At 67.1% G+C, this 22,184-nt stretch carries 20 protein-coding genes; 12 read left to right on the top strand and 8 right to left on the bottom strand.

The annotated features are described in order from the left end of the window. Positions 1-29: 29 nt before the first annotated feature. Positions 30-860, top strand: coding sequence for a dienelactone hydrolase family protein (locus tag QX135_RS12945; RefSeq protein ID WP_315736571.1), 831 nt, complete (start codon positions 30-32; stop codon positions 858-860). Between the two features lie 7 nt (positions 861-867). On the opposite strand, the gene xseA is transcribed toward QX135_RS12945, so the two are convergent. Continuing rightward, positions 868-2,484, bottom strand: coding sequence for an exodeoxyribonuclease VII large subunit (gene xseA / locus QX135_RS12940; RefSeq protein ID WP_315779052.1), 1,617 nt, complete (start codon positions 2,482-2,484; stop codon positions 868-870). Between the two features lie 125 nt (positions 2,485-2,609). Here xseA and QX135_RS12935 point away from each other — a divergent pair, with 125 nt between their 5' ends. From QX135_RS12935 to QX135_RS12900, 8 genes are all read left to right on the top strand, one after another. After that, entirely contained in the window at positions 2,610-3,596 is a 987-nt protein-coding gene (locus QX135_RS12935) for an alpha/beta hydrolase (protein ID WP_316234109.1), read from the top strand. 13 nt (positions 3,597-3,609) lie between these two features. Then, positions 3,610-4,158, top strand: a complete 549-nt coding sequence (locus QX135_RS12930; protein WP_315777968.1) for a hypothetical protein — start codon at positions 3,610-3,612, stop codon at positions 4,156-4,158. Between the two features lie 4 nt (positions 4,159-4,162). Beyond that, entirely contained in the window at positions 4,163-4,477 is a 315-nt protein-coding gene (locus tag QX135_RS12925; RefSeq protein WP_315736575.1) for a transcriptional regulator, read from the top strand. 69 nt (positions 4,478-4,546) lie between these two features. Then, on the top strand, positions 4,547-5,830 hold the full coding sequence (purD, locus tag QX135_RS12920) for a phosphoribosylamine--glycine ligase (protein ID WP_316181777.1): 1,284 nt from the start codon (positions 4,547-4,549) through the stop codon (positions 5,828-5,830). A gap of 116 nt (positions 5,831-5,946) precedes the next feature. Continuing rightward, positions 5,947-9,177, top strand: a complete 3,231-nt coding sequence (locus QX135_RS12915; protein ID WP_316160534.1) for an AAA family ATPase — start codon at positions 5,947-5,949, stop codon at positions 9,175-9,177. Positions 9,178-9,228: 51 nt separating this feature from the next. Beyond that, positions 9,229-9,726, top strand: coding sequence for a hypothetical protein (locus QX135_RS12910; RefSeq protein ID WP_315754702.1), 498 nt, complete (start codon positions 9,229-9,231; stop codon positions 9,724-9,726). Continuing rightward, positions 9,723-10,439, top strand: a complete 717-nt coding sequence (locus QX135_RS12905) for a class I SAM-dependent methyltransferase (RefSeq protein ID WP_316160533.1) — start codon at positions 9,723-9,725, stop codon at positions 10,437-10,439. The genes QX135_RS12910 and QX135_RS12905 overlap by 4 nt, the downstream gene beginning before the upstream one ends. Continuing rightward, on the top strand, positions 10,439-11,749 hold the full coding sequence (locus QX135_RS12900; RefSeq protein WP_316234108.1) for a cytochrome P450: 1,311 nt from the start codon (positions 10,439-10,441) through the stop codon (positions 11,747-11,749). The genes QX135_RS12905 and QX135_RS12900 overlap by 1 nt, the downstream gene beginning before the upstream one ends. A gap of 12 nt (positions 11,750-11,761) precedes the next feature. Here the strand turns inward: QX135_RS12900 and QX135_RS12895 are convergent, their stop codons facing one another. Beyond that, positions 11,762-12,208, bottom strand: coding sequence for a nucleoside deaminase (locus tag QX135_RS12895; RefSeq protein ID WP_316234107.1), 447 nt, complete (start codon positions 12,206-12,208; stop codon positions 11,762-11,764). Between the two features lie 133 nt (positions 12,209-12,341). Here QX135_RS12895 and QX135_RS12890 point away from each other — a divergent pair, with 133 nt between their 5' ends. Both QX135_RS12890 and rsmD read left to right on the top strand, forming a co-directional pair. Further along, entirely contained in the window at positions 12,342-14,453 is a 2,112-nt protein-coding gene (locus QX135_RS12890) for a pseudouridine synthase (protein ID WP_315779039.1), read from the top strand. Between the two features lie 9 nt (positions 14,454-14,462). Next, positions 14,463-15,017, top strand: a complete 555-nt coding sequence (rsmD, locus tag QX135_RS12885; protein ID WP_315777975.1) for a 16S rRNA (guanine(966)-N(2))-methyltransferase RsmD — start codon at positions 14,463-14,465, stop codon at positions 15,015-15,017. Between the two features lie 212 nt (positions 15,018-15,229). Here rsmD and mutL read toward each other — a convergent pair whose 3' ends face one another. After that, positions 15,230-17,074 carry a DNA mismatch repair endonuclease MutL gene (gene mutL / locus QX135_RS12880; protein ID WP_316234106.1) on the bottom strand — a complete coding sequence of 615 codons (1,845 nt, stop codon included), beginning with the start codon at positions 17,072-17,074 and terminating at the stop codon, positions 15,230-15,232. A gap of 174 nt (positions 17,075-17,248) precedes the next feature. Here mutL and QX135_RS12875 point away from each other — a divergent pair, with 174 nt between their 5' ends. Next, positions 17,249-17,560 (top strand): ribbon-helix-helix domain-containing protein, encoded by a 312-nt coding sequence (locus QX135_RS12875; protein WP_315754714.1) that lies wholly within the window; start codon positions 17,249-17,251, stop codon positions 17,558-17,560. Positions 17,561-17,753: 193 nt separating this feature from the next. Here QX135_RS12875 and QX135_RS12870 read toward each other — a convergent pair whose 3' ends face one another. The 5 genes from QX135_RS12870 to arfB all read right to left on the bottom strand — a co-directional run bounded on the left by QX135_RS12870 (position 17,754) and on the right by arfB (position 21,317). Beyond that, a complete protein-coding gene (locus QX135_RS12870) occupies positions 17,754-19,322 on the bottom strand; it encodes a GMC family oxidoreductase (protein WP_316234105.1) in 1,569 nt (522 codons plus the stop codon). A gap of 41 nt (positions 19,323-19,363) precedes the next feature. Beyond that, positions 19,364-19,912 (bottom strand): gluconate 2-dehydrogenase subunit 3 family protein, encoded by a 549-nt coding sequence (locus tag QX135_RS12865; protein ID WP_316160525.1) that lies wholly within the window; start codon positions 19,910-19,912, stop codon positions 19,364-19,366. A 49-nt stretch (positions 19,913-19,961) separates the two neighbouring features. Beyond that, positions 19,962-20,357, bottom strand: coding sequence for a VOC family protein (locus QX135_RS12860; protein ID WP_315796092.1), 396 nt, complete (start codon positions 20,355-20,357; stop codon positions 19,962-19,964). A gap of 1 nt (position 20,358) precedes the next feature. Further along, on the bottom strand, positions 20,359-20,676 hold the full coding sequence (locus QX135_RS12855) for a c-type cytochrome (RefSeq protein WP_315796610.1): 318 nt from the start codon (positions 20,674-20,676) through the stop codon (positions 20,359-20,361). Between the two features lie 221 nt (positions 20,677-20,897). Then, positions 20,898-21,317 carry an alternative ribosome rescue aminoacyl-tRNA hydrolase ArfB gene (gene arfB, locus QX135_RS12850; protein ID WP_315777980.1) on the bottom strand — a complete coding sequence of 140 codons (420 nt, stop codon included), beginning with the start codon at positions 21,315-21,317 and terminating at the stop codon, positions 20,898-20,900. Between the last annotated feature and the right edge of the window lie 867 nt (positions 21,318-22,184).

Below are 22,184 nucleotides of genomic sequence, written 5' to 3'. Positions count from 1 at the left end.
TCCGCCGCTTGTCCCGCCCGGCTGGTTTGATGCGCTCCCTCGTCGCCATCGTCGTCTCAATGCTCTGCGCCACGGCGTTTTCAGCCTTGGCTGAGCCATTGCCGGCGCCCGTCGCGGTCGAGATCCCCTCGGGAAGCTATGTGCTGCGCGCCCAGCTCTACCGGCCGAAGGGGGCCGGCCCATTTCCGGTCGTCGTCGCGCTGCACGGCTGCGGCGGGCTTTCCGGCCGCTCCGAGCCGGTGCTGCCGCGCTATCGCGACTGGGCCGAGGAACTGGTCAAGGACGGCAAGGCCGTCCTGCTGCCGGACAGCTACGGCTCGCGCGGATTGGGGCCGCAATGCCGCGTCAAGGAGCGTCGTATCAGCGGCCGGCGCGAGCGTGTCGCTGACATCGTGATCGCGCAGAAATGGCTGGCGGAGCAAGCCTGGGCGATGCCCGACCGGGTCAGCCTCGTCGGCTGGGCCAGCGGCGCGAGCGCGCTGTTGTGGGCGGTGCGCCCGCAATTGCCCGAGCATGTCTCGCCGGATTTCCGCTCCGCGGTGGCGTTCTATCCGGATTGCCGCGCCTCGTCCGGCCTCGGCTGGAGCACGCGCGTCCCGACATTGGTGCTGATCGGCGGCCTGGACGACGTCTATTCGCCGCCCGCGTGCCGACAGATGATCGATGGCGCGCGCGGCCGCAGCGCGCTGACCCGCATCGTCATCTATCCCGGCGCCTATCACGATTTCGATCGTGTGAACCTGCCGCTGCATCAAGTCGCAGGGTCGGACGCCGGGGCGCCCGAGCGCGGCCATGTCGGCTCGGATCCCGAGGCGCGTGCCGATGCGCAGAAGCTCGTGGCCGATTGGCTCGCGCGCTGAGGACCAATCAGAACAGGCTGCCCTGATCGGCGGGATCGGGCGTGCGCTTCGGCGCCGAAGGCTTGCCCTCACGCGGGGCTTTTGGCGATGCTGGCGCCGCGGCTGGAAGCGGGCGGTCCGCGCCCGCCGTGGCCGCGACCTTGCCGTCCGCAAATTCGATCGAGAGTGCGGCGCCCGGACCGATGCTCGCGGCATGGTGCAACGGATGGCCGGCCTCGTCGCGCACCAGTGCAAATCCACGCGCCAGCACGCTGCGATAGGACAGCGCGGTGAGGAGCTTTTCGTTCTGTCCCACGCGGGCCGTCAGGCGCTGGAGCTGAGTCTGCAACGCGCGCCGGGCCCGCTCGGCAAGACGTTCGGTTCGGTCGCGCTCGCGACCGATGGCCTGGCGCTTGGCCTGCGCATAGGCCTGGCGCGAGGCCTTGAAGCGGGCGTCGAGCGCCTCGAATCGCTCGCGCCGCCGGTGCAGCTGGCCGCGCGACGACAGCGACAGCCGCTCGGACGAAGCGATGAGGCGATGGCGCGATTGCGCGATCTGCGCGTGCAGCACGCGCAGAGTGAGCTTGGCGCTCGCCGCTGCGAACTGGCGAAAGTGCACATGCGTGTTGGTCTTGAGCGCGCGCGGCAGGCTGGCGGCCGCCGAATCCAGCCGCTGCCTGGGAATGGCGAGCAGATCGCCGGCGCCGGGCAGAGCGCGCGCGGCGGCGCGCAGCTCGTTGCGGCGGCTCTCCTGGCCGCGCTGCCAGCAGACGCTGACACGGCGCGCGAGGCTTGCGACCTCCTGCATCAGCTCGCTGCGCACCGGCACCGCCATTTCCGCGGCTGCTGTCGGAGTCGGCGCACGTTTGTCGGCGGCGAAATCGATCAAGGTCACGTCGGTCTCGTGGCCGACCGCCGAGATCAGCGGGATCATGCTCTCGGCCGCGGCGCGGACCACGATCTCCTCGTTGAACGACCACAGGTCCTCCAGCGAGCCGCCGCCGCGCGCGACGATCAGCACGTCGGGCCGCGGGATCGGGCCATCCTGCGGCAAATCGTTGAAGCCGCGGATCGCGGCGGCAACCTGCTCGGCCGAGCCTTCGCCCTGCACCTTCACGGGCCAGACCAGCACGCGGCGAGGAAAGCGGTCCTCGAGCCGGTGCAGGATGTCGCGGATGACGGCCCCGGTCGGCGAGGTGACGACGCCGATCACCTCGGGCAGCCACGGCAGCAGTTGCTTGCGTGCGGGATCGAACAGTCCTTCGGCGCCGAGCTTCCGCTTGCGCTCCTCCATCAGCGCCATCAGTGCGCCGATCCCGGCCGGCTCCAGCGCCTCGATGACGATCTGGTACTTCGACGAATTCGGGTAGGTGGTGAGCTTGCCGGTGGCGATCACCTCGAGCCCTTCCTGGGGCTTGAAGCGCATGCGGCCATGCACGCCCTTCCAGATCACCGCCTCGATCTTGGCGCTCTCGTCCTTGAGCGCGAAATAGCAATGTCCCGAGGAATGCGGCCCGCGAAAGCCGGTGATCTCGCCGCGCACCCGGACATGGCCGAACTGGTCCTCGACCGTGCGCTTCAGCGCCGAGGACAGCTCGGTGACGGTGAATTCGGGCGCGTTGGGCAAGGCTTCCGCAGGCGGCATCGCTGTTTGATTCGGTTCGGGGAGCAGTTGCCAAGGTAGGGGCTTTCCGCGTCGACCGCCAATCAACCCGTTGCCTTTTCGATGACTCTGTATTACAGAGTACTCTATGAGAAATGGAGAGGGGTATGCGGGCAAGCATCAAGATCGTGCGTCGGCTCATCGGTTGGGGCTTCGGCCTCGCCGGGGCCCTTGCCCTTCTTCTGGGCGGGATGATCGCGACGCCGTTGGTGCGCCCGCCCGAGCTGAAATCGATCTCGGAGACCGTCGGGCGTGTCGATCGGAGCACCATGCCGGCCCTACAGCGCTTCAGCGCCCGGGACGGCACGGAGCTCGCCTACCGCCACTATCCGGCGCGGGCGACGCCGATCGGCAAGGTTGCCATCCTCGTGCACGGCTCCTCCGGCTCGAGCGTCGCCGTGCATGCGCTGGCGGATGGGCTCGCCGCCCGGGGCATCGACACGTTCGCGCCCGACATTCGCGGCCATGGCGGCTCAGGCACCCGCGGCGACATCGGCTATCTCGGCCAGCTCGAGGACGATTTGGCCGATCTCGTCGCAGAGGTCAGGAGGACCGCGCCGTCCCAGCCGATCGTGCTGCTCGGCCATTCGGCCGGCGGCGGCTTCGCGCTGCGCGCGGCCAGCGCGCCGACCCAGGACCTGTTCGCGCGCACCGTGCTGCTGTCGCCCTATCTCGGATATGACGCGCCCACCAACCGGGAGAGCTCGGGCGGTTGGGCCAGTCCCGACATTCCGCGCATCCTCGCGCTCGGCGTGCTCGATCGCGTCGGCCTGAGATGCTGCGAGGCGCTGCCCGCGCTGGCCTTTGCTGTCAGGCCGAACTCGGAGAAGTTCGTGGCCTCGACCTACAGCTACCGGCTGTTCCGCAATTTCGCGACCCGTGGCTACAAGGTCGATCTCGCTGCGGCGAAGCATCCGGTGACCCTCATCGCTGGCGCCGATGACGAGCTGATGCGCGCCGACAAATATGCCGGCGCGGTGCAGGCCGTCGCGCCCGGTGTTGACGTGAAGCTGATCGCGGGCGTCAATCACATGGAGATCGTGTCGGCGCCGCAGGCGGTAAGCGCGATCGCCGAGGACGTGGCGACGCGCTAGGGGGTCAAGCCGCATGATCGACAGCCTGGAAGCCGCGCGGGCGCTCAGCGACATCGAGGATGTCACGAAGCGCGTGCGGCAGTCGCAGATCTATCGGCTGTCGAGCCTGATGATGATCCTCTGGGGCGTCCTCGTCTTTGCCGGCAATCTCGTGACCTATCTGGCGCCTTACTACGCCGACAAGGCCTGGCTGTCGGTCTATGTCCTCGGTCTGGCCGGATCGGTGGTGTTGGGCGCGACGGAGAAGGCGCGTTCCGGCGTCCGCAGCTTCGATCTCCGGGCCCTGCTCGCCTTCGTCATGTTCTTTGCGTTCGGCTTCTTCGTCGAAGCGATCGGCCATTTCGGACCGCGTGAAATGGGCGCGTTCTGGCCGGTCTATTTCATGCTGTTCTACGGTCTTGCCGGATTATGGTTCGGCGCGGCCTTCACGGTGTTCGGCCTGTGCGTCACCGCGTTGACCCTGGTCGGCTACCTCTTCATCGGCGCGGCTTTCCCTTTGTGGATGGCGTTCGTCAATGGCGGCGGCCTGGTTCTCGGCGGCTTGTGGATGCGGCGGGGCTGACGGTTTGGCGGAGCTCGACGAGATCATCCACCAACCGCTGCGGCTGAAGATCATGGCGGCGCTGAATGCCCTGCCTGCCGGGGCCGGGCTGGAATTCGTCCGGCTGAAGAAGCTGACCGGCGCCACCGACGGTAATCTCGGCGCCCATATCGACACGCTGGCGCGCGCCGGCTACGTCGCCGTGGACAAGGCCTTCGTCGGCAAGAAGCCGCAGACCACGGTGACGGCGACCGCGGCCGGCCGGGCGGCGTTCGCCCGCCACGTCGCCAGCCTGCAGGAGATCATCGCCGGCGCCGCCGTCAAGCCGTCCGAGCCATGATTTGACTCTGTAGCGACGGCCGGGCAATTGGGGCGTCCAAATTGGCCCACCCCTGCGACGGCATCGACGATGAACATTCTGCTCCTTGGTTCCGGCGGCCGCGAGCACGCGCTCGCCTGGAAGATTGCCGGCTCGCCGCTGCTCACCAAGCTGTGGTGCGCCCCCGGCAATGCCGGGATCGCCAAGGAGGCCGAATGTGTCGCGCTCGACGTCGCCGATCATGCGTCGGTGATCGCCTTCTGCCGGGCGAACAAGGTGGATTTGGTGGTGGTCGGCCCCGAGACGCCGCTCGCCGCCGGCATCGTCGACGATCTCGAGGCTGCGGGCATCAAGGCGTTCGGCCCATCCAGGCTTGCCGCCAAGCTCGAGGGCTCCAAGGGCTACACTAAGGATCTCTGCGCCGAATACGACATCCCGACCGGCGCCTACTGCCGCTTCGACAATGCCCCCGAGGCGCTCGCTTATGTCCGCGAGCACGGGGCGCCGATCGTCGTCAAGGCAGACGGGCTCGCGGCCGGCAAGGGTGTCGTCGTGGCCAAGACGGTTGCCGAGGCCGAGGACGCCATCAAGATGATGTTCGAGGGCGGCTTCGGCGTCGCTGGCGCCGAGGTCGTCATCGAGGAGTTTCTCGAAGGACGGGAGGTGTCGTTCTTCGCACTGTGCGACGGTGAGACTGCGATTCCGCTGGCCTCCGCCCAGGACCACAAGCGGGTGTTCGATCACGACCAGGGACCGAACACCGGCGGCATGGGGGCGTATTCGCCTACGCCGTTCGTCACGCAGGAGATTCATGACAGGATCATGAATCAGATCATTCAGCCGACCATCGCCGGCATGAACGCGCGTGGCACACCGTTCAAGGGCATTCTCTATGCCGGCCTGATGCTGACCGCCCAGGGGCCGAAGCTGTTCGAATACAACGTGCGCTTCGGCGATCCGGAATGTCAGGTGCTGATGCTGCGGATGATGTCGGATCTCGTGCCCGCCATGCTGGCCGCCTGCGATGGGCAGTTGAAGAATTTCGACCTGCGCTGGTTTCCCGACGCCGCCGTCACCGTGGTCATGGCCGCGAGGGGCTATCCCGGCGACTACGCCAAGGGCGGTGTCATCGAGGGGCTCGACGACGCCGCGCGGATCGAGGGCGTGGAGATCTTCCACGCCGGCACGGTGGCGAAGGACGGCGCCATTCTCGCCAACGGCGGGCGCGTCCTCAACGTCTGCGCGTCGGGAAAGAGCGTCACCGAGGCTCAGGCGCGGGCCTATCAGGCCGTCGACCGCATCAAATGGACCGACGGCTTCTGCCGGCGCGACATTGCCTGGCAGGCGGTGGCGCAGGAAAGCGCTCAGGGCTGAGCATCGTGATCGCCGCCTTCGGCCCCACAAGGCTATTTTTCCCGCGAGAATTGTGGCAGTTCCATAGACTCATGCCGTGATGGGATGAATCAGTTCCGCCGTGGAACGGAGGGGCCATGGAATGCGCGCGGTGCGGCAGGCAGAATCAGCCAGGGAGAGCCTCGTGCGACCGGTGCGGCGAGCCGCTCGGCCTCAGATGTGAGGCTTGCAACCAGACCAACAGCCCGTCGAATCGCTTCTGCGGCCAATGCGGTGCGCCGTTGCCCGGCCGGCCGGCTCCGCCCGACCAGGCGGCGCAGCGCGTCCTGAGGACGCTGAGCAGCAAGGGCGGAGAACGCAAGCGTCTCACCATCCTGTTCGCCGACATCCGCGATTCCACTCAGCTGATCGATAGCCTCGGCGATCCCGAGCTCGCGATGCAGCGGCTCGACCCGGTGCTCAACCTCATGAAGGAGGCGGTTCACCGCTATGATGGCGTCGTCAACAAGACGCAGGGCGACGGCGTCATGGCCCTGTTCGGAGCGCCGGTGCCGCATGAGGATCATGCGGTTCGCGGCTGCCTCGGCGCGCTGGCGATGCAGGACTCCATCGCGCGCCTCGCCGACCCGCATTTGCAGGTCCGGGTCGGACTGCACACCGGCGAGGTGATCGTCCAGGTCGTCGAGAACAGCATGTACCAGACCTACGACGCGGCCGGCGCCAACGTCCATCTGGCCAATCGTCTGGAGCACATGGCCGAGCCCGGGACCATCCTGATCAGCAAGGAGACCTACACCGGCGCCAGGCAGTTCGTCGAAGCCGAGCCCCTCGGCACCCACACGCTGCGCGGCATTGCCTCGCCGGTGTCGATCTACAAGCTGATCGGCCGCCTCAGTGCGCCGGCGAGCGACGTCTTTCGTAGCGGCCAGCGCCTGTTGCCGCTGATCGGGCGCAACGCTCAGCTCGCCGTGCTCGAACGCGAGCTCGACGACGTCCTGGCGGCGCGCGGCGCTGTCGTCGGCATTGTGGGTGAGGCCGGCATCGGCAAGAGCCGGCTGTGCTTCGAGTTCGCCGAGCACTGTCGCCGCCAGGGCATTCGCGTCTACGAGGCGCGCGTGCTGGCACATGGCCGCGCCACCCCGTTCCAGCCGGTGCTCGAATTGCTGCGCGACTTCTTCGGCATCCGGCCGAAGGAGCCGGTGGAGGTGTCGCGCCAGCGCGTGGTCGACCGGCTCGAAGCCATTGCCATGCCCGACACGGCGCTGGTCCTGCTCTTGGACTTCATGAACCTCGCCGATCCGTCACGTCCGGCGCTCCGGCTCGATCCCGGCGTGTTCAAGACCCGTCTCCTGAACGTGTTCAAGACGCTGTTCCGCGCCGCGCCGGCTGATGGCGCCATGGTGATCATGATCGAGGATCTGCATTGGATCGACGAGGCCAGCGAGGAGTTCGTCGAGGCGCTCGCGGAGGCCACGATCGGCACCAAGACGCTGCTGGTCGTGAACTACAGGCCGGGTTTCGCCGCCTCCTTCATGCAGCAGGTCCCATTTCACGAACTGCACATCGTTCCGCTGGCCTCCGAGGAGGCAAGCGAGCTGCTACGCGGGGTGTTTGGTGACGATCCTTCGCTGGAGGTGCTGGCGCGCGACATCGTCGAGCGCGCTCAGGGCAATCCGTTCTTCCTCGAGGAATTGGCGAGCGCGGTCTCCGAGAGCGGCGGGTTCGAGGGTGAGCGCGGCGCCTATCGGCTGAAGGGCGGGATCGGCCCGATTCCGCTGCCGCCGACGGTGCATGCCGTGGTAGCGGCCCGCATCGACCGTCTGAGCGAGACCGCCAAGAGCGTCCTGGAAACAGCGGCTGTGATCGGCCGCTCGGTCGCGCTCGCCGTGCTCAAGCCGGTCGTCGGGCTCAGCGAGGCGGACCTGTTCGACGCGCTCGCACAACTGAGACATGCCGATCTTCTCTATGATCTGCCGCCGTTCGACATGGGCGTGCTCGCCTTCCGCCATCCGCTGATCCAGGAGGTGGCCTATGCCATGCAGCTGCGCTCGCGTCTGAGCGGCGTGCACGTGGCCGTGGCCAAGGCGATCGAGGCGCTGGATTGGGGCACGCAGGACGAGTTCGCCGCCCTGATCGCCTCGCATTACGAATTCGCCGGCCAGACCATGCAGGCCGTCGAGCATCTGCAGCGCGCGGCGCGCTGGATCGGCCGCACCAACACGGCGGAGGCGCTGCGGCTTTGGAAAAAGATCCGCTCCATGCTGCAGACGGTGCCGCCATCCGAGCACGTCGATCGCCTGCGCGCCCTGGCCAGCGGCCAGATCCTCAACTGCGGATGGCGCGAGGGCATCTCGGCCGAGGAGGTGAGGCCTTTCGCTGAGGAGGCGCTGCGCTATGCCCGCTCCTCCGACAAGATGCATGAGCCGATCCTGCTCGGCGCTTACGGCCGCGTCCTCGCATCGACGGGCGCGGCCGACGACTACGTTAACCTCGTGCAGAACGCGGTCAAGCTGACCTCGGAGGAGGGGGATGTCGGCCGCTACGCGACTGTCAACGCCATGCTGGCGCAGGCACTTCTTATGTCAGGCAGGGCACGAGAAGCGCTGGCGGCGGCCGACACGGCCCAAGAGGCGATCGCCAGCCAAGGTGGTTTTGACAGTAATGTGACCCTGGGTCTGACGCCAAATCAGATCCTGGGGTTCGATGTCGAATACTGGATCAAATGCCTCAAGACGCGAATCCTGGTGCAGCTCGGCCGTTTCGCCGAACTTGAAATCCAGCTTTTCGAACTGTTGAACACCCCTCCCGAACAGTTGGCTCCCGTCATACGCTTTATCCCGCACTTCGCTGCAATCGAGTTTGCGCGATGCCAAGATCGTGCTGAGGCCGCAGCCCTGCACTCGGCCGAACTGTTTCAGATCTCTGAAGCGTCGGGGATGCCGTATATTCGTGTGCAGGCGTTGGCGGGGGCTGGTCTTGCCCGGGCGGCCGCAGGCGATTTCACTCACGCTGCGTATGATCTCCGGGAGGCGATCGAGTACTCGAGGCGCGCCAGAGCAGGCCTCGAGTTCGAGGCGCGCATGATGAGTGATCTGGCTGACGTCCTGTATCGCGCAGGAGACCTGCGTGGCGCGTTCGATGTTGCTGAGGAAGCCAGCGTCATCGCCCGGCGCAGGACTGATCGGATCGGCGAACTCCATGCCGTGCTGCTGCAATGTTTGGTCAGCGCGACCGATTCCGACTTGCGCAACGACGCAGCAGCTTTCGTCTCGCTGCTCGACGCCGAGCGCCTGCTGGACGTCTCCGGTGCCGAGATCTACAGACCCATGTTGATAGCGTGCCGATCGTCCCTTGAAGGTACTAGATGACCCATGCAGTATGCCCGCTTTCCATGAAGCGTTATTAGGAGGGCTGGGCACATGGGGATGATGATTAAAGACAGTACGACACTCGATATTTTGGTGCAGTTGAATAGGCGTTTCGAGGCCGAAGCATTGCCGGAGATGGTCGAGCTGCAGCGCGAGTTCGGAGTTTTTTCCCTGCAGCATGGTTTGCAGCAGTCTTTCGCCTTGCTGGGAATCGTGCCGCAGGATTGGACTGAGCGTCGCCGCTGGTACCGCTTCTTGGAACACCTCAGGACCTATCCGTCGGATCATGATGGCGTGAATGGTCACGACCGTGTCATCCGTGCTTTCAAGGACGACCTCGAATCCGAGAAGCCCTTGCCTGTTTCGATCGTCTGCCATTCGGCAGCGGACGATCCTCGGGTGACGGTTACGCAAGGCCGTCCGGTCGTTTTCTCGCTCGAAACGCACGTGATCGTTTCGATACCGACCACTCCCGGACGGGAGGCGCGTCAGAATCTGGCCGAGGTTGCGCGCACCAGGCGTGTTCAGAAGCGCGGCAAGAAGAAATGAGTGGGACCTCGGGCAGCGTCGTCGGACACGAGGCTCCTTCTGGTGAAGCCATCTGCTCCGACGTCGATGCCTACTACACAGCGTGCGTCGCGCGTCATGGCGCGACGCCGCGCGGCGTCGACTGGTCGTGCGAAGCGACGCAGGGCCTGCGCTTCGTGCAGCTAATGAAGCTATGCGATGCGTCGGCGCCGTTCAGCCTCAACGACATCGGCTGCGGCTATGGCGCGCTGGTGCCGTTTCTTGAATCGCGATTTGCGTCCTGTGAGATTGACTATCTCGGCATCGACCTGTCCCGCGCCATGATCAGCCGGGCGCGGCGCCGCTTCGCCGCCCCCTTGCGGCGCTTCGTCGTCGCTTCGGAGAGCCCGCGCATCGCCGACTATTCGGTCGCCTCCGGCATCATGAACGTCAATGTCGGCTATTCGCGCGACGCCTGGGAAGGCTACATCAAGGCCATGTTGCAGCGCATGTTCGCGACCAGCCGGCGCGGCTTTGCGGTCAATTTCATGCGAGCTGCCGCTGACGAGGAGCAGGACGGCGATCCCGCCAAGGCGCGCCTGTATCGCACGGCGCCGGACGTTTGGGCCGCTTATTGCGACCAGGAATTTGCAGCGGCAGTCGAGATCGCCGGCAACTATGGCATGAAGGAATTCACGCTCCTGGTACGCCGGCCGCCTCACGCCGCTCAGCCGCAGGCGGGGCTCTCGCGCTGATGTCGGCAGCTCCGCCGCCTGCTTCGAAAGCCGGTCACAGCGCTGCCATCGACAGCGCGATCGACGTGCTGATCTCCTCGCAAGGTCACGCCAGTCCCGCGCGGCTCGAACGGGCCTGCGCGCTGCTCCGCAGACGGTCACCGCTGCATTGGGTGGAGCGTGAGGGCGTGCGCCCGTTCTGGGCCGTCATGCGCTACGCCGACATCGTTTCGATCGAGACCCGAAGCAGGGAGTTTGCCGCGGGCCCGCGCACCTATCTTGCCAGCGAGACCGCCGAGGCCGTGCTGCAGCGTGTCACCGGCAAGCCGCAACTCGTGCGCGGCCTGACCGAGATGGATCCGCCGGATCATGGTGTCTATCGGGCCATCATCCAGGCGGCGTTCGCGCCGCCGGCCTTGCGCGCGATGGAAACCTGGCTGGCACAATGGGCAGCCGAGATCGTCGACCGGGTTGCCGCGCACGGGGACGCATGCGATTTCGCTGTTGACGTGGCGCTGCCCTTCACCTTCCGGGTGATCGGCCGCATGCTGGGCACGCCGGAGGCCGACGATGCCCGGCTTGCGCGGCTGGCCCAGGCCTTCGTGGGCGCCGAGGATCCGAAGCGCCGTCTGGCCGAGTCGCCGGGCGATACGATGCGGACGGCCATGCTGGCGCTGCGCGATTATTTCGAAGCCGTCGTGGCCGATCGGCGCGCCCAGCCGCGCGACGATCTCGCCAGCCTGATTGCGCATGCCGCGCCGCATGGCGCAGCGATGCCGCATTACGAGCTGATCTCCTACTTCATCCTGCTGGTCACGGCGGGCCACGATACGACGGCGCTCGCATTGGCCGGCGGCCTGGCGGCGCTGCTTGCAGCGCCCGAGCAGATGGCGCGGCTGCGGGCCGAGCCCGAGCTGCTCGATCCGGCGATCGAGGAAATGCTGCGCTGGACCTCGCCGGTGCGGCACTTCATGCGCACCGCGGTCCGCGACACCGAGGTCGCGGGGCAACGCATTCGCGAAGGCGATGCGCTGGCCTTGTTCTTCCATTCGGCCAATCGCGACGAGGCCGTGTTCGAGGATGCCGGAGCGTTCCGGATCGATCGCAGTCCGAACCCGCACATCGCCTTCGGCCGTGGCCCGCACATCTGCATGGGACTGCAGCTGGCGAGGATGCAGATGCGGGCCCTATTTGCGGAGCTGCTGCGCCGGACCGAGCGGATCGAACTGGCCGGGCGGGTGCGCCGGGTGCGGTCGCCCTTCATGAGCGGCGTCTCCAGCCTCCCTGTTCGCATGAGCTTTCGCGCGCTGCGCAACGAGGCGGCTGCATAGGCTGACCGAGCCTCATCGCCGCGCCTTGAAGAACTCCTTGAGCATCAGTGCCGCCTGTTGCTCGCCCACGGCCGAATAGACCTCCGGCGCGTGATGGCAGGTCGGCGCAGTGAAGAAGCGCACGCCCGACTCGACCGCGCCGCCCTTCGGATCGGCGGCCCCGTAATACAGCCGTCGGATGCGCGCGAAGGAGATCGCGCCGGCGCACATCGTGCACGGCTCGAGCGTGACGTAGAGGTCGCACTCGACCAGCCGCTCGCTGCCGACGACCTGGGCCGCCTGCCTCAGTGCCAGGATCTCGGCATGCGCGGTCGGGTCGCGGTCGGTCAAAGTGCGGTTGGCGGCGGTGGCGATGACCGCGTTGTTCCGCACCACGACGCAGCCGATCGGCACCTCGCCGGAAAGTGCGGCCGATTCGGCCGCTTTCAGCGCCAAATCCATGAAAGAAGGGCCGTTCATGGCTCGTCACGCCGGCCCAAGTCTGCTACTGGATCGCCCTTCAGCACAACCGGACCCCGATTTCCTGCGTGACATGCGCTGCTTCAGAAGCGCGCGGTTCACGCCTCGTCCTGCACCTCGAAGTGAGACCTTCATGCCCCGCACCACCGACAAAGACAACGATTCCCGCGGCCGCCGCGGCGGCGCCCCGCGGGGGCGGTCCGAGGGCGGCAAGGGACGCTCGGGCGCCGCACGCGGGCCGGAGAAGAAGTTCGCCAAGCGCGGTTTCGGCGACAAGGAAGCGGGTGGCCGGGGCAAGCGCGCCTTCGACGAGGGCCGCGCGCCGCGCCGCCGCGACGAGGGCGATGCGCCGCGCAAATCCTTTGGCGACAAGCCACGGTTCAACCGCGATGAGCGGCCGCGTGGCGATCGGCCCTATGCCGCTCGCCCGGCGCGGGACGGCGATGGCGAGAAGCGCGCCTTCAAGCCGCGGGGTGACCGGCCCAAATTCGATCGGGACGAGCGAGGCGGCGAGAAGCGTCCCTATACGCCGCGCACTGGTCGCGACGAGGCTCGTCCTGCCGGGCGATCGTCCGAGCGCAAGTTCGGCGAGCGCAAGCCCTACGCCGCGCGCGAGCGTGACGGTGACAAGCGGCCCTATACGCCGCGCGGCGAAGGCGCCCGCGATCGCAGCGACCGGCCGCGGGCGGAGCGCAGCTTTGGCGACCGTCCGTCGCGCAGCGGCGATCGGCCGGAGCGCAAGTTCGGCGGCGAAAGGAAGTTTTCCCGCGGTGCTGATGGCGATCGTGGCGAACGCAAGTTCGGGGCCGGACCGCGTGGTCCGCGCAAGGAATTTGGCGATCGTCCGGCCCGTGGCGAGAGCAAGCCGTGGCAGAAGCGCGGCGCGGAGGGAGATCGTCCGGAGCGCAGTGCGCGTCCGTCGCGAGAAGGCGGGCGCAGCTTTGACCGGCCGCGCACCGAGCGCAGCCGTGAGGATCGTCCCAAGTTCGACAAGCCGAAGTTCGACAGGCCGAAATTCGATCGTCCGCGTGATCGCGGCGACGACCGCGGCTTCGACAAGCCGCGTCGCCGTCCTGAGGGCCGCACCGATTGGCAGGAGCATCCGCGCAGCGAGCGCCGCGGCGGCGAAGGCTTCTCCGAGCGGCCGCGCCGCGACAACGAGGACGACAGCAAGGTCTTCGCCAAGCGCCCGGCGTTCGGCGGCCGCGGCGCCTATCGCGAGCGCAAGCCGGAGACGGACAAGCGCAGCCCCCGCGTCGCGGCCGAGCCGGCCGCGCCGAAGAAGGCGGGCGAGCGCATCGCCAAGGTGCTGGCGCGCGCAGGGCTGGCCTCGCGGCGCGACGCCGAGGAGATGGTCACGCAGGGCCGCGTGACGGTGAATGGCCGCATCATCAACTCGCCGGCGCTCGACGTCACCGAGAACGACGTCATCCAGGTCGACGGCGCGCCGCTGCCGGAGCGCGAGCGCACCCGGCTGTTCCTCTATCACAAGCCGCGCGGGCTGATGACGACGCACAGCGACCCGGAGGGGCGACCGACGGTATTCGACAATTTGCCCGAGGGCCTGCCGCGGCTGATCTCGATCGGCCGGCTCGACTTCAACACCGAGGGCCTGCTGCTGCTCACGAATGACGGCGGGCTGGCGCGCGTGCTCGAATTGCCGGACACCGGCTGGACGCGGCGTTATCGCGTTCGCGCCCATGGCGAGATCACGCAGGCGCAGCTCGATCAGCTCGCCGCAGGCGTCGAGGTCGACGGCGTCAAATACGGACCGATCGAAGCCACGCTCGAACGCGACCAGGGTGCGAACGTCTGGCTCGTGGTTGCGATCCGCGAGGGCAAGAACCGCGAGGTGCGCAACGTGCTCGCTCATCTCGGCCTCGAGGTGAACCGCCTGATCCGCGTCTCCTACGGCCCATTCCAGCTTTTGGAGCTGCCCGAGGGCGAGGTGCAGGAGGTCAAGACGCGAGTTCTGCGCGAGCAGCTCGGCGAGAAGGTCATCGCGCAATCGGGCGCCGATCTCGGTCCAGCCGGCAAGGGCAATCGCGAGCCGTTGCCGGATCCGAAGCCCAAGCCGAAGCGCGAGGTGGTCGCCGATCGCAAGGGCCGCCGCGTGCTGGTCCAGCGTACCGGCAGCGACGAGGCGCGCGAGCGCCACGAGGCCGAGGCGCGCTTTTCTGGCCCGCCACGGCGGCCGAAGCGCGGCTATCACGGCAAGCGCGATATCACGCCGCAGGACGAGTAGGGCGTTGCGATGCGTGTCGTCGGTGGACGGCTGAGAGGCCGCAACATCGCTTCGCCTGCGTCGCGCGAGATTCGGCCGACGCAGGATCGGCTGCGCGAGGCGCTGTTCAACATCCTCGTCCACGCCTACGACGATCCGATCGCCGGCGCGCGCGTGCTCGACCTGTTTGCCGGCACCGGCGCGCTCGGCATCGAGGCTGTCTCGCGCGGTGCGGCGTTCACGCTGTTCGTCGACAACGGCGCCGAGGCAAGGGCGCTGCTGCGCAACAATGTCGAGGCGCTCGGCCTCGGCGGTGTCACCAAGGTCTACCGCCGCGATGCCACCGATCTCGGTCCTGCGCATCCGGTCGAGCCGTTCTCGCTGGTGTTCCTCGACCCGCCCTATGGCAAGGGCCTGGCGGAGAAGGCGCTGGCCGCGTTGCGCGACGGCGGCTGGCTGGTGCCATCGGCGCTTCTGGTCGTCGAGGAGTCCAAGGCCGCCGCGTTCAAGGTGCCCGAAGGCTTCACCGAGCTCGAACGCCGCGCCTATGACGACACCGAGTTCGTATTTTTGCGCAGCGCGTGATCCTTGCTCACTGTCGCCCCTGCGAACGCAGGGGCTGATAACCACGGGATCGGGTTGGGACGCGCGACGCTCGCGACGGCGTACTCGCACGCCACTTCTGCTGCGGCGTATGGGTCCCGGGTCGGCGCCGCCGGACAACGCTGCGCGTTGCCGGTGGCTTGCCCGGGACGACAGCCAGTTTGTCGCTCTCGTCGTGCTCCAATTCGTGGCCGCTATCTCCTCCCGAACAGCTTCTCGACGTCGGCGAGCTTGAGCTCGACGTAGGTCGGGCGGCCGTGGTTGCATTGGCCGGAGTTGGGCGTGTCCTCCATCTCGCGGAGCAGCGCGTTCATTTCCTCCGGCTTGAGGCGGCGGCCGGCGCGGACGGAGCCGTGGCAGGCCATGGTGGCGGCGACGTGCATCAGGCGGCGCTCGAGCGGCAGCGCCTCACCCCATTCCTCCATATGCTCGGCGAGATCGCGCAGCAGCGCGGATGCGTTGATCTTGCCGAGCAGCGACGGGGTCTCGCGCACGGCAACGGCGCCGGGGCCGAAGGATTCAATCGCGAGCCCGAATGAGGCGAGCTCGTCGGAGCGCGCGAGCAGCGCCTCGACTGTGGCTTCATCGAGCTCGACGATGTCGGGGATCAGCAGGATCTGCCGCTGCACGCCATGCGCGGCGAGCGAGGCCTTTAGCCGCTCATAGACGATGCGCTCATGCGCGGCGTGCTGGTCGACGATGACAAGGCCGTCGCGGGTCTGCGCCACGATGTAGGTGTCGTGGATCTGCGTACGCGCGGCGCCGAGCGGGCGGTCGAGCAGGTCGGGCGCGGCCGGCTGCTCATGCAGCCGGAGATCGGCGCGCGGCGTGCCGACGTCGAATGCGGACTGCGTCGACTCGGCGAGACCAAATGATGTGGCAGCGGGCGAGGGCGCGGCCGATGGGAACGAGCCGCCGAAGTGCGGCATCACGGGCGCCGACGGCGAGCGTTGCCAATCCCAATTGGCAGGCCGCGGCTGCGGCGTGAACGCCGGGCGGAACGCGGCGATGGTCGCGCCACCGTCATTGGCCGCGGTGCGGCGGCCCTCGCGGGCGAGGCCTTCCTTCAGCGCGTGAATGATCAGCGCGCGCACGAGGCCGGCATTGCGGAAGCGCACCTCGGTCTTGGCCGGATGGACGTTGGCGTCGACCTCGCGCGGGTCGAGCGTCACGAACAGCGCCACCACGGGATGGCGGTCGCGCGGCAGATAGTCGGCATAGGCTGCGCGCACCGCGCCGAGGATCAGCTTGTCGCGTACCGGCCGGCCGTTGACGAACAGATACTGTCCGAGCGCATTGGCCCGCGTCAGCGCCGGCGCCGCGGCGAAGCCTTCGATCATCACATGATCGCGCTCGCTGCGCACGGCGATCGCATGGCTACGGAAGTCGGCGCCGAGAATGTCGCCAAGCCGCGTCAGCTGGCCCGGCGCGCCGGGCAGCGTGGCCGCCCAGGTCACCGGCGCGCGCTCCTCGCCGGCCAGCGTAAACGCAATGTCGGGTCGCGCCATCGCCAGCCGCCGTACCACCTCGCGGATCGCCTCGGCCTCGGTGCGGTCGGTCTTGAGGAACTTCAGCCGGGCCGGCGTGGCGTGGAACAGATCGGCGACCTCGACGCGGGTGCCCTGGTTGAGCGCGGCTGGCACGATCGGAGACTTGTCGCCGCAGTCGACCGCGAGCGCCCAGGCATGCGGCTCGCTCTTGTGCCGCGTCGTGATCGACAGCCGTGCCACCGAGCCGATCGAGGGCAGCGCCTCGCCGCGGAACCCGAGGGTACGGATCTGCAGCAGGTCCTCGTCGTCGAGCTTCGAGGTCGCGTGGCGCTCGACCGCGAGCGCAAGATCGGCCGCAGTCATGCCGCCACCGTCGTCGGTGATCGCGATCTTTCGCCGGCCGCCGCCATCGGTGAAGATGTCGATGCGGCTCGCGCCGGCATCGATCGCATTCTCGACCAGCTCCTTGACCACGCTCGCCGGCCGCTCGACCACCTCGCCGGCGGCGATGCGGTTGACGATCTGTTCAGGAAGCTGGCGGACGGGCATGGTGCGGCTCGGAACGTTGATGCGACGCCGCTGTCGCGGCGCCACTTGTGTTGCCGGGAGAATAGCGTTTTTCACGCAGTGCGGCAGACGAATGCGGCGTTCTCCAACGGGATTGTGAGGCGGGCGGGGCCAGTATATCGTTTCGCAAAAATAACGATCAGCCGGAGGAAGCCCATGTGCCATCTGTTCGCACACCAGCCTCAGCGCGACTATGCATCGCAGACCCGCTCGTTGCGGATCGGCGGCCATAGCACCTCGATCCGGCTCGAAATGGCGTTCTGGGACACGCTCGAGGAGATCGCCGCCAAGGAGGGCATGAGCCTCGCCAAGTTCGTGACCACGCTCTACGCCGAGGTGCTCGATCATCACGGCGAGGTGAAGAATTTTGCGTCGCTGTTGAGGTGCTCCTGTCTGATCTACCGGGCGAAGGCGACCGCGGCGCTGCCGGATTTTCCCGCGGCCGCGATCATGGACGCGGCGGAGTAGCCGCACGCCGGCTCTGTCGTCTCCCTCCCCCGCCTGCGGGGGAGGGCGGGGTGGGGGCGCCACAGCGGCAGTCCCGCCGGAGCGTTCCCCCACCCGCATCGCATCTTTGATGCGATGCGACCTCCCCCGCAGGCGGGGGAGGCGCTGACCGAGTGTGGAGCGCCAAGTGTGCCCCATCGCACGACCTTGTCCCTCAGATCTCCTTCTTCTGCATCGCTCCCGCAATGTAGTCGGCCTGGCGGATCGCCAGCGCGACGATCGTCAGCGTGGGATTGCACGCCGCGCCCGTGGTGAACTGGCTGCCGTCGGAGACGAACAGGTTCTTGATGTCGTGGGTCTGGCCGAATTTGTTGACGACGCCGTCCTTGGCCTTCTCGCTCATCCGGTTGGTGCCGAGATTGTGCGTCGAGGGGTAGGGCGTGGTCGGATAGGTCACGGTGGCGCCGACCGCCTCGTAGATCGCCGAGCCCTGCTTGTAGGCGTGGGCGCGCATCGCGACGTCGTTGGGATGATCGTCGAAATGCACTGACGCCACCGGCATGCCGAACTTGTCCTTGGCGGCCGGATCGAGCGTGATGCGGTTGGTCTCCTGCGGCATGTCCTCGCCGACCAGCCACATGCCGGCCATGCGCGGATAGGTCTCCATCGCCGCCGTGAAGCTGCGGCCCCAGGCGCCGGGATTGAGGAACGCCGCCATGAACGGCAGGCCGAGCGAGAGCGTCTCCATCTCGTAGCCGCCGACGAAGCCGCGCTTCGGATTGAACGCCGCCTCGTCGCGGACGATGCCGGCCATCGTGGTGCCGCGATACATGTGCACCGGGTTCTCGAACGTCGCATAGACGCTGCCGGTCATGTGCCGCATGTAGTTGCGGCCGACTTGGCCGGAGGAGTTGGCAAGGCCGTCCGGGAACATGTTCGAGGCGCTGTTGAGCAGCAGCCGCGGGCTCTCGATCGAGTTGCCGGCGACGGCGACGATACGGGCCTTCTGCAACTGCATCTTGCCCTGGCTGTCGGCATAGACCACGCCGGTCACCTTGCCCGAGGCGTCATGCTCGATCTTGATCGCCATGCTGCCCGGCCGCACCTCGAGATTGCCGGTGGCCTCGCCCTTCGGGATCTCGGTGTACAAGGTCGACCATTTCGCTCCGGACTTGCAGCCCTGGAAGCAGAAGCCGATCTGCTGGCAGGCGCCGCGGCCGTCGCGCGGCTGCGAGTTGATCGCCATGTTGCCGGTGTGCACGGTCTTGTAGCCGAGCTTCCGGGCACCGGCCTCGAGCACCTTGAAATTGTTGTTGCCGGGCAGGCCGGGAATGTCGTTGGTGCGGGTGACGCCCATCTTGAACTCGGCCTTGGCGTACCACGGCTCCATCTCGGCCAAGGTCACTGGCCAGTCCAAGAGGCTCGTGCCGGGCACGCCGCCATAGGTGGTGCGCGCCTTGAACTCGTGCTCGTCGAAGCGCAGCGAGGCGCCGGCCCAGTGCACGGTCGAGCCGCCGACCGCCTTGACGATCCAGGCCGGCAAATTGGCAAAGTCCTTTGCCACCCGCCAGGTGCCGGACGTGGTGCGCATGTCGGTCCAGGCGAGCTGGGTGAAGCTTTCCCATTCGTCGTTGATGAAGTCGGGAATCTCGTAGCGATTGCCGGCTTCGAGAATGACGACCTTGATGCCCTTCTGTGCGAGCTCGTTGCCGAGCGTGCCGCCGCCGGCGCCCGAGCCGATGATGACGACGACGCTCGAATCGTTCTGATCGAATCTTGCCATGGTGGTTTCCTCCGTGTTTCTTGTCTTGGTGCTGGCCGGCGTCAGGCTTTCGGCAGCCAGTCGATGTCGGAGAAGCCACGGTTGATGTAGCCGCCATGCTCGGCGGAGGAGCCCTCGTAGCCGAATTTCGGCCAGAGCTCCTTCTGATTGTAGAGCGAAACGACGAGGTCGCCGCGGATGGTCTTGAAGAAGGTCGTCTGCTCGATCCCTTGCAGCAGCGCGACGCGATCGACCTCCCACGGCACCTGCGCATACGGCACCTTGTGGCGGTCGCGCGCATCCTGGTCGAGCCGGGCGATGCCGTCATTGATCATCGCCTTCACGGCGGCATCCTCGGCGGCCTTGCCGTCCCACGGCTTGACCGCTGTGATGTAGTAGCGGTCGGCGAGGAAGTCGTGCGGGTAGATGTCGCGCGCGACCTTCACCAGCGTCTTCAGGGTCGCCGGCGTCAGCGCCTTGGCGTCCTCGGCCCAGGCGTCGGTGACGCCGAGGCCTGTCGCGGAGGCGACGGCCGCGGCCGGCACGGTCGCGGCCGCGCCCTTGAGAAAGACGCGGCGGTCGTATTTGTTGCGGCGATCGACTTCTCTCATGGGTATCCTCCGTGTGATTTTGTTGATGTATGGTCGTAGTTCAGCGGCTTCAGCCGAAGCGGCCGCCGCGCTGGATCACCTCGATCTTGTAGCCGTCGGGATCGGTGACGAAGAAGAAGCGCGCGAGCGTCGCACCATTGTGCTTGAAATCGCGCAAGGGGCCTGGCGCCAGGTTCTCGCGCTCGAAGCGGGCATGCTCGGCATCGAGATCGTCGACCACGACAGCGAGATGGCCGTAGCCGTCGCCGAGCGTATAGGGCTCCTTGCGGTCGAAGTTGACGGTCAGCTCGACCTCGAACGGCGATGACGGATGGCGCAGATAGATCAGCGCGAAGCCGTCGAAGCGCAGACTATCGGCGATCTCCAAGCCAAAGGCGCGCGTGTAGAAGTCGAGCGCCTTGGCCTCGTCGAGCACGCGGATCATGGAATGCACGGGTTTGGCCATCTCAATTGTCCTTCAGGTAGTTGATGATCGCGGCGCGCACGTCGGGCTTGGCCTGGCGATACGCCATCACGGCGCCGGGGATCAGCTCTTGCGGGTTGGTCAGCCAGGCGTCGAGCTTGGCTTCGTCCCAACTGAAGTCGGCCCTGGCGAAGCCGGCCGAGTAGCGGAAGCCGTCGATCGATCCGGCGCGGCGGCCGACGATCTTCGATAGCGGCGGTCCCTGTCGCATCGGTTCGCCGCTGCTCAGCGTATGGCAGACACCGCATTGCTGCTTGAAGAGAGTCGCGCCGTCGACGGGCTTCGGCGAGGGCAGCGCCATCTGCGCGAGCGCGGCGGCCGCGCCCAGCATCGCGCCGCAACATCCAAGTCCAACGCGAAGAAAAGCAGTTTGCGCTGCACGCTGTCCCGACATCGATCCTCTCTCATCATTTTTGATGAGACTAGGTCGCAGTGAAAGCACCGTGGTAGTAGCGGGCTGTTTCAGCAGGAACAAAGCGTGCGCAGGACGCGTCCGCCCGCAGGATGTGTCAGCGTTGCGGACTAATCGTCGAAGCGACGCCCGCCGCGTCCCGCCTTGACGTCGCTGCGGATCTTTTTGCCTTCGAGCCGGCGCTGCTTGGAGCCGAAGGTCGGCTTGGTCGGGCGCCGCACCTTCGGCCTGATCATCGCCTCCTTCAACAGCGCCAGCAGGCGGTCGATCGCGTCGGCCTTGTTGCGCTCCTGAGTCCGAAAGCGCTCGGCCTGGATCACGATGACGCCGTTCTTGGTCATGCGCTGGCCGGCCAGCCGCGCCAGCCGTGCCGCGGCATCCTCGGGCAGCGTGATCCGGGTCGTGTCGAAGCGCAGCTGCGCCGAGGTCGACAGCTTGTTGACGTTCTGGCCGCCGGGCCCGGAGGCGCGGACGAACGAGATCTCGATGTCGTTCTCGTCGATGGCAAGGTCGCGGGAGATCCGCAGCATGGGGCACCAGGTGGAATCGAGGCTTTCGCGCGCACCATAGCGGGTTTAGGGCCGGTGTGCGCGGGTTCACACCATTGCGTCGCGGGTTGGCCAGGGGCCGGTGCGAAACCCTCCACTGTCATCCCGGCGAACGCCGGGATCCATAACCCCAGGGAGAAGTTTGAGGCAGGCTGGTCGTTGACACCTCCCGCATCACGCCGCGGAGTGTGGGTCCCGGATCGGCGCAGCGCCGCGCTGGCGCGCGTCGCCGCTTGTCCGGGACGACAGCGGTGGGGGTGGCGGATTCACGGCTCAAACAGCAGGTGTCGATCAGCTCAGCCATGACGCTGCGTTCTCGCGGCATCTCATGCCCGAGGTCTGCGATCAGTTCGTCCCTCTTGAAAGTGCAGAGGGCGCGGGGAATGCCGGGCGCTGGCCGCACCCATGGCCCGCCTGCGAAAAAAATGCAGGCGGCAGGTACCACAGGTTCAGCCGAGACATCCCGGCATTCCCCGCGCGGTGGTCTTCACGCTTATACGCAGTCTCCCTGGTGCGCCGGGCTTGTTGGCCACCATGATCCACGCGGCGCGTTAGCGCCGTCGCGAACGTGACACCAGCGTCGGGGTGTCAGGACCCTGCGACTTCACGTCCGCAAGCGATCGTTCGTCCGCGTCCTCGCAAGAAGACGCTGCGACCTCTCGCGGCCACCGCATCCCCGCCTCGCGTGTCGTGACGATCGCGCGCAACGCCCCTCCGCAGTGAGGCGGGATGGCGGAGAAGAACATGATTTCCGAAAAATAGCAAGATAATTATTATTATCGGAAGTCGACGCGCGGTCCTCCGCTGTCGTCCCGGGCAAGCCGTCAGCGACGCGAAGCGTGGCTGACG

Origin of the sequence: Bradyrhizobium sp. SZCCHNR1098 (assembly GCF_032489375.1) — a bacterium.
Lineage (GTDB): Bacteria > Pseudomonadota > Alphaproteobacteria > Rhizobiales > Xanthobacteraceae > Bradyrhizobium.
The sequence above is the reverse complement of the archived record's forward strand: the minus strand, read 5'-3'. Positions and strand labels throughout refer to the sequence as shown.

Bases quoted from the DNA above. Each gene is read 5' to 3' on its own strand.
- QX135_RS12915 (WP_316160534.1), top strand. From the start codon at position 5,947: ATGGAATGCGCGCGGTGCGGCAGGCAGAATCAGCCAGGGAGAGCCTCG.
- QX135_RS12875 (WP_315754714.1), top strand. From the start codon at position 17,249: ATGTGCCATCTGTTCGCACACCAGCCTCAGCGCGACTATGCATCGCAG.
- QX135_RS12905 (WP_316160533.1), top strand. From the start codon at position 9,723: ATGAGTGGGACCTCGGGCAGCGTCGTCGGACACGAGGCTCCTTCTGGT.
- QX135_RS12945 (WP_315736571.1), top strand. From the start codon at position 30: ATGCGCTCCCTCGTCGCCATCGTCGTCTCAATGCTCTGCGCCACGGCG.
- arfB (WP_315777980.1), bottom strand. From the start codon at position 21,317: ATGCTGCGGATCTCCCGCGACCTTGCCATCGACGAGAACGACATCGAG.
- QX135_RS12890 (WP_315779039.1), top strand. From the start codon at position 12,342: ATGCCCCGCACCACCGACAAAGACAACGATTCCCGCGGCCGCCGCGGC.
- QX135_RS12865 (WP_316160525.1), bottom strand. From the start codon at position 19,912: ATGAGAGAAGTCGATCGCCGCAACAAATACGACCGCCGCGTCTTTCTC.
- QX135_RS12900 (WP_316234108.1), top strand. From the start codon at position 10,439: ATGTCGGCAGCTCCGCCGCCTGCTTCGAAAGCCGGTCACAGCGCTGCC.
- QX135_RS12870 (WP_316234105.1), bottom strand. From the start codon at position 19,322: ATGGCAAGATTCGATCAGAACGATTCGAGCGTCGTCGTCATCATCGGC.
- QX135_RS12860 (WP_315796092.1), bottom strand. From the start codon at position 20,357: ATGGCCAAACCCGTGCATTCCATGATCCGCGTGCTCGACGAGGCCAAG.
- QX135_RS12855 (WP_315796610.1), bottom strand. From the start codon at position 20,676: ATGGCGCTGCCCTCGCCGAAGCCCGTCGACGGCGCGACTCTCTTCAAG.
- purD (WP_316181777.1), top strand. From the start codon at position 4,547: ATGAACATTCTGCTCCTTGGTTCCGGCGGCCGCGAGCACGCGCTCGCC.
- QX135_RS12935 (WP_316234109.1), top strand. From the start codon at position 2,610: ATGCGGGCAAGCATCAAGATCGTGCGTCGGCTCATCGGTTGGGGCTTC.
- QX135_RS12910 (WP_315754702.1), top strand. From the start codon at position 9,229: ATGGGGATGATGATTAAAGACAGTACGACACTCGATATTTTGGTGCAG.
- QX135_RS12930 (WP_315777968.1), top strand. From the start codon at position 3,610: ATGATCGACAGCCTGGAAGCCGCGCGGGCGCTCAGCGACATCGAGGAT.
- QX135_RS12895 (WP_316234107.1), bottom strand. From the start codon at position 12,208: ATGAACGGCCCTTCTTTCATGGATTTGGCGCTGAAAGCGGCCGAATCG.
- xseA (WP_315779052.1), bottom strand. From the start codon at position 2,484: ATGCCGCCTGCGGAAGCCTTGCCCAACGCGCCCGAATTCACCGTCACC.
- mutL (WP_316234106.1), bottom strand. From the start codon at position 17,074: ATGCCCGTCCGCCAGCTTCCTGAACAGATCGTCAACCGCATCGCCGCC.
- rsmD (WP_315777975.1), top strand. From the start codon at position 14,463: ATGCGTGTCGTCGGTGGACGGCTGAGAGGCCGCAACATCGCTTCGCCT.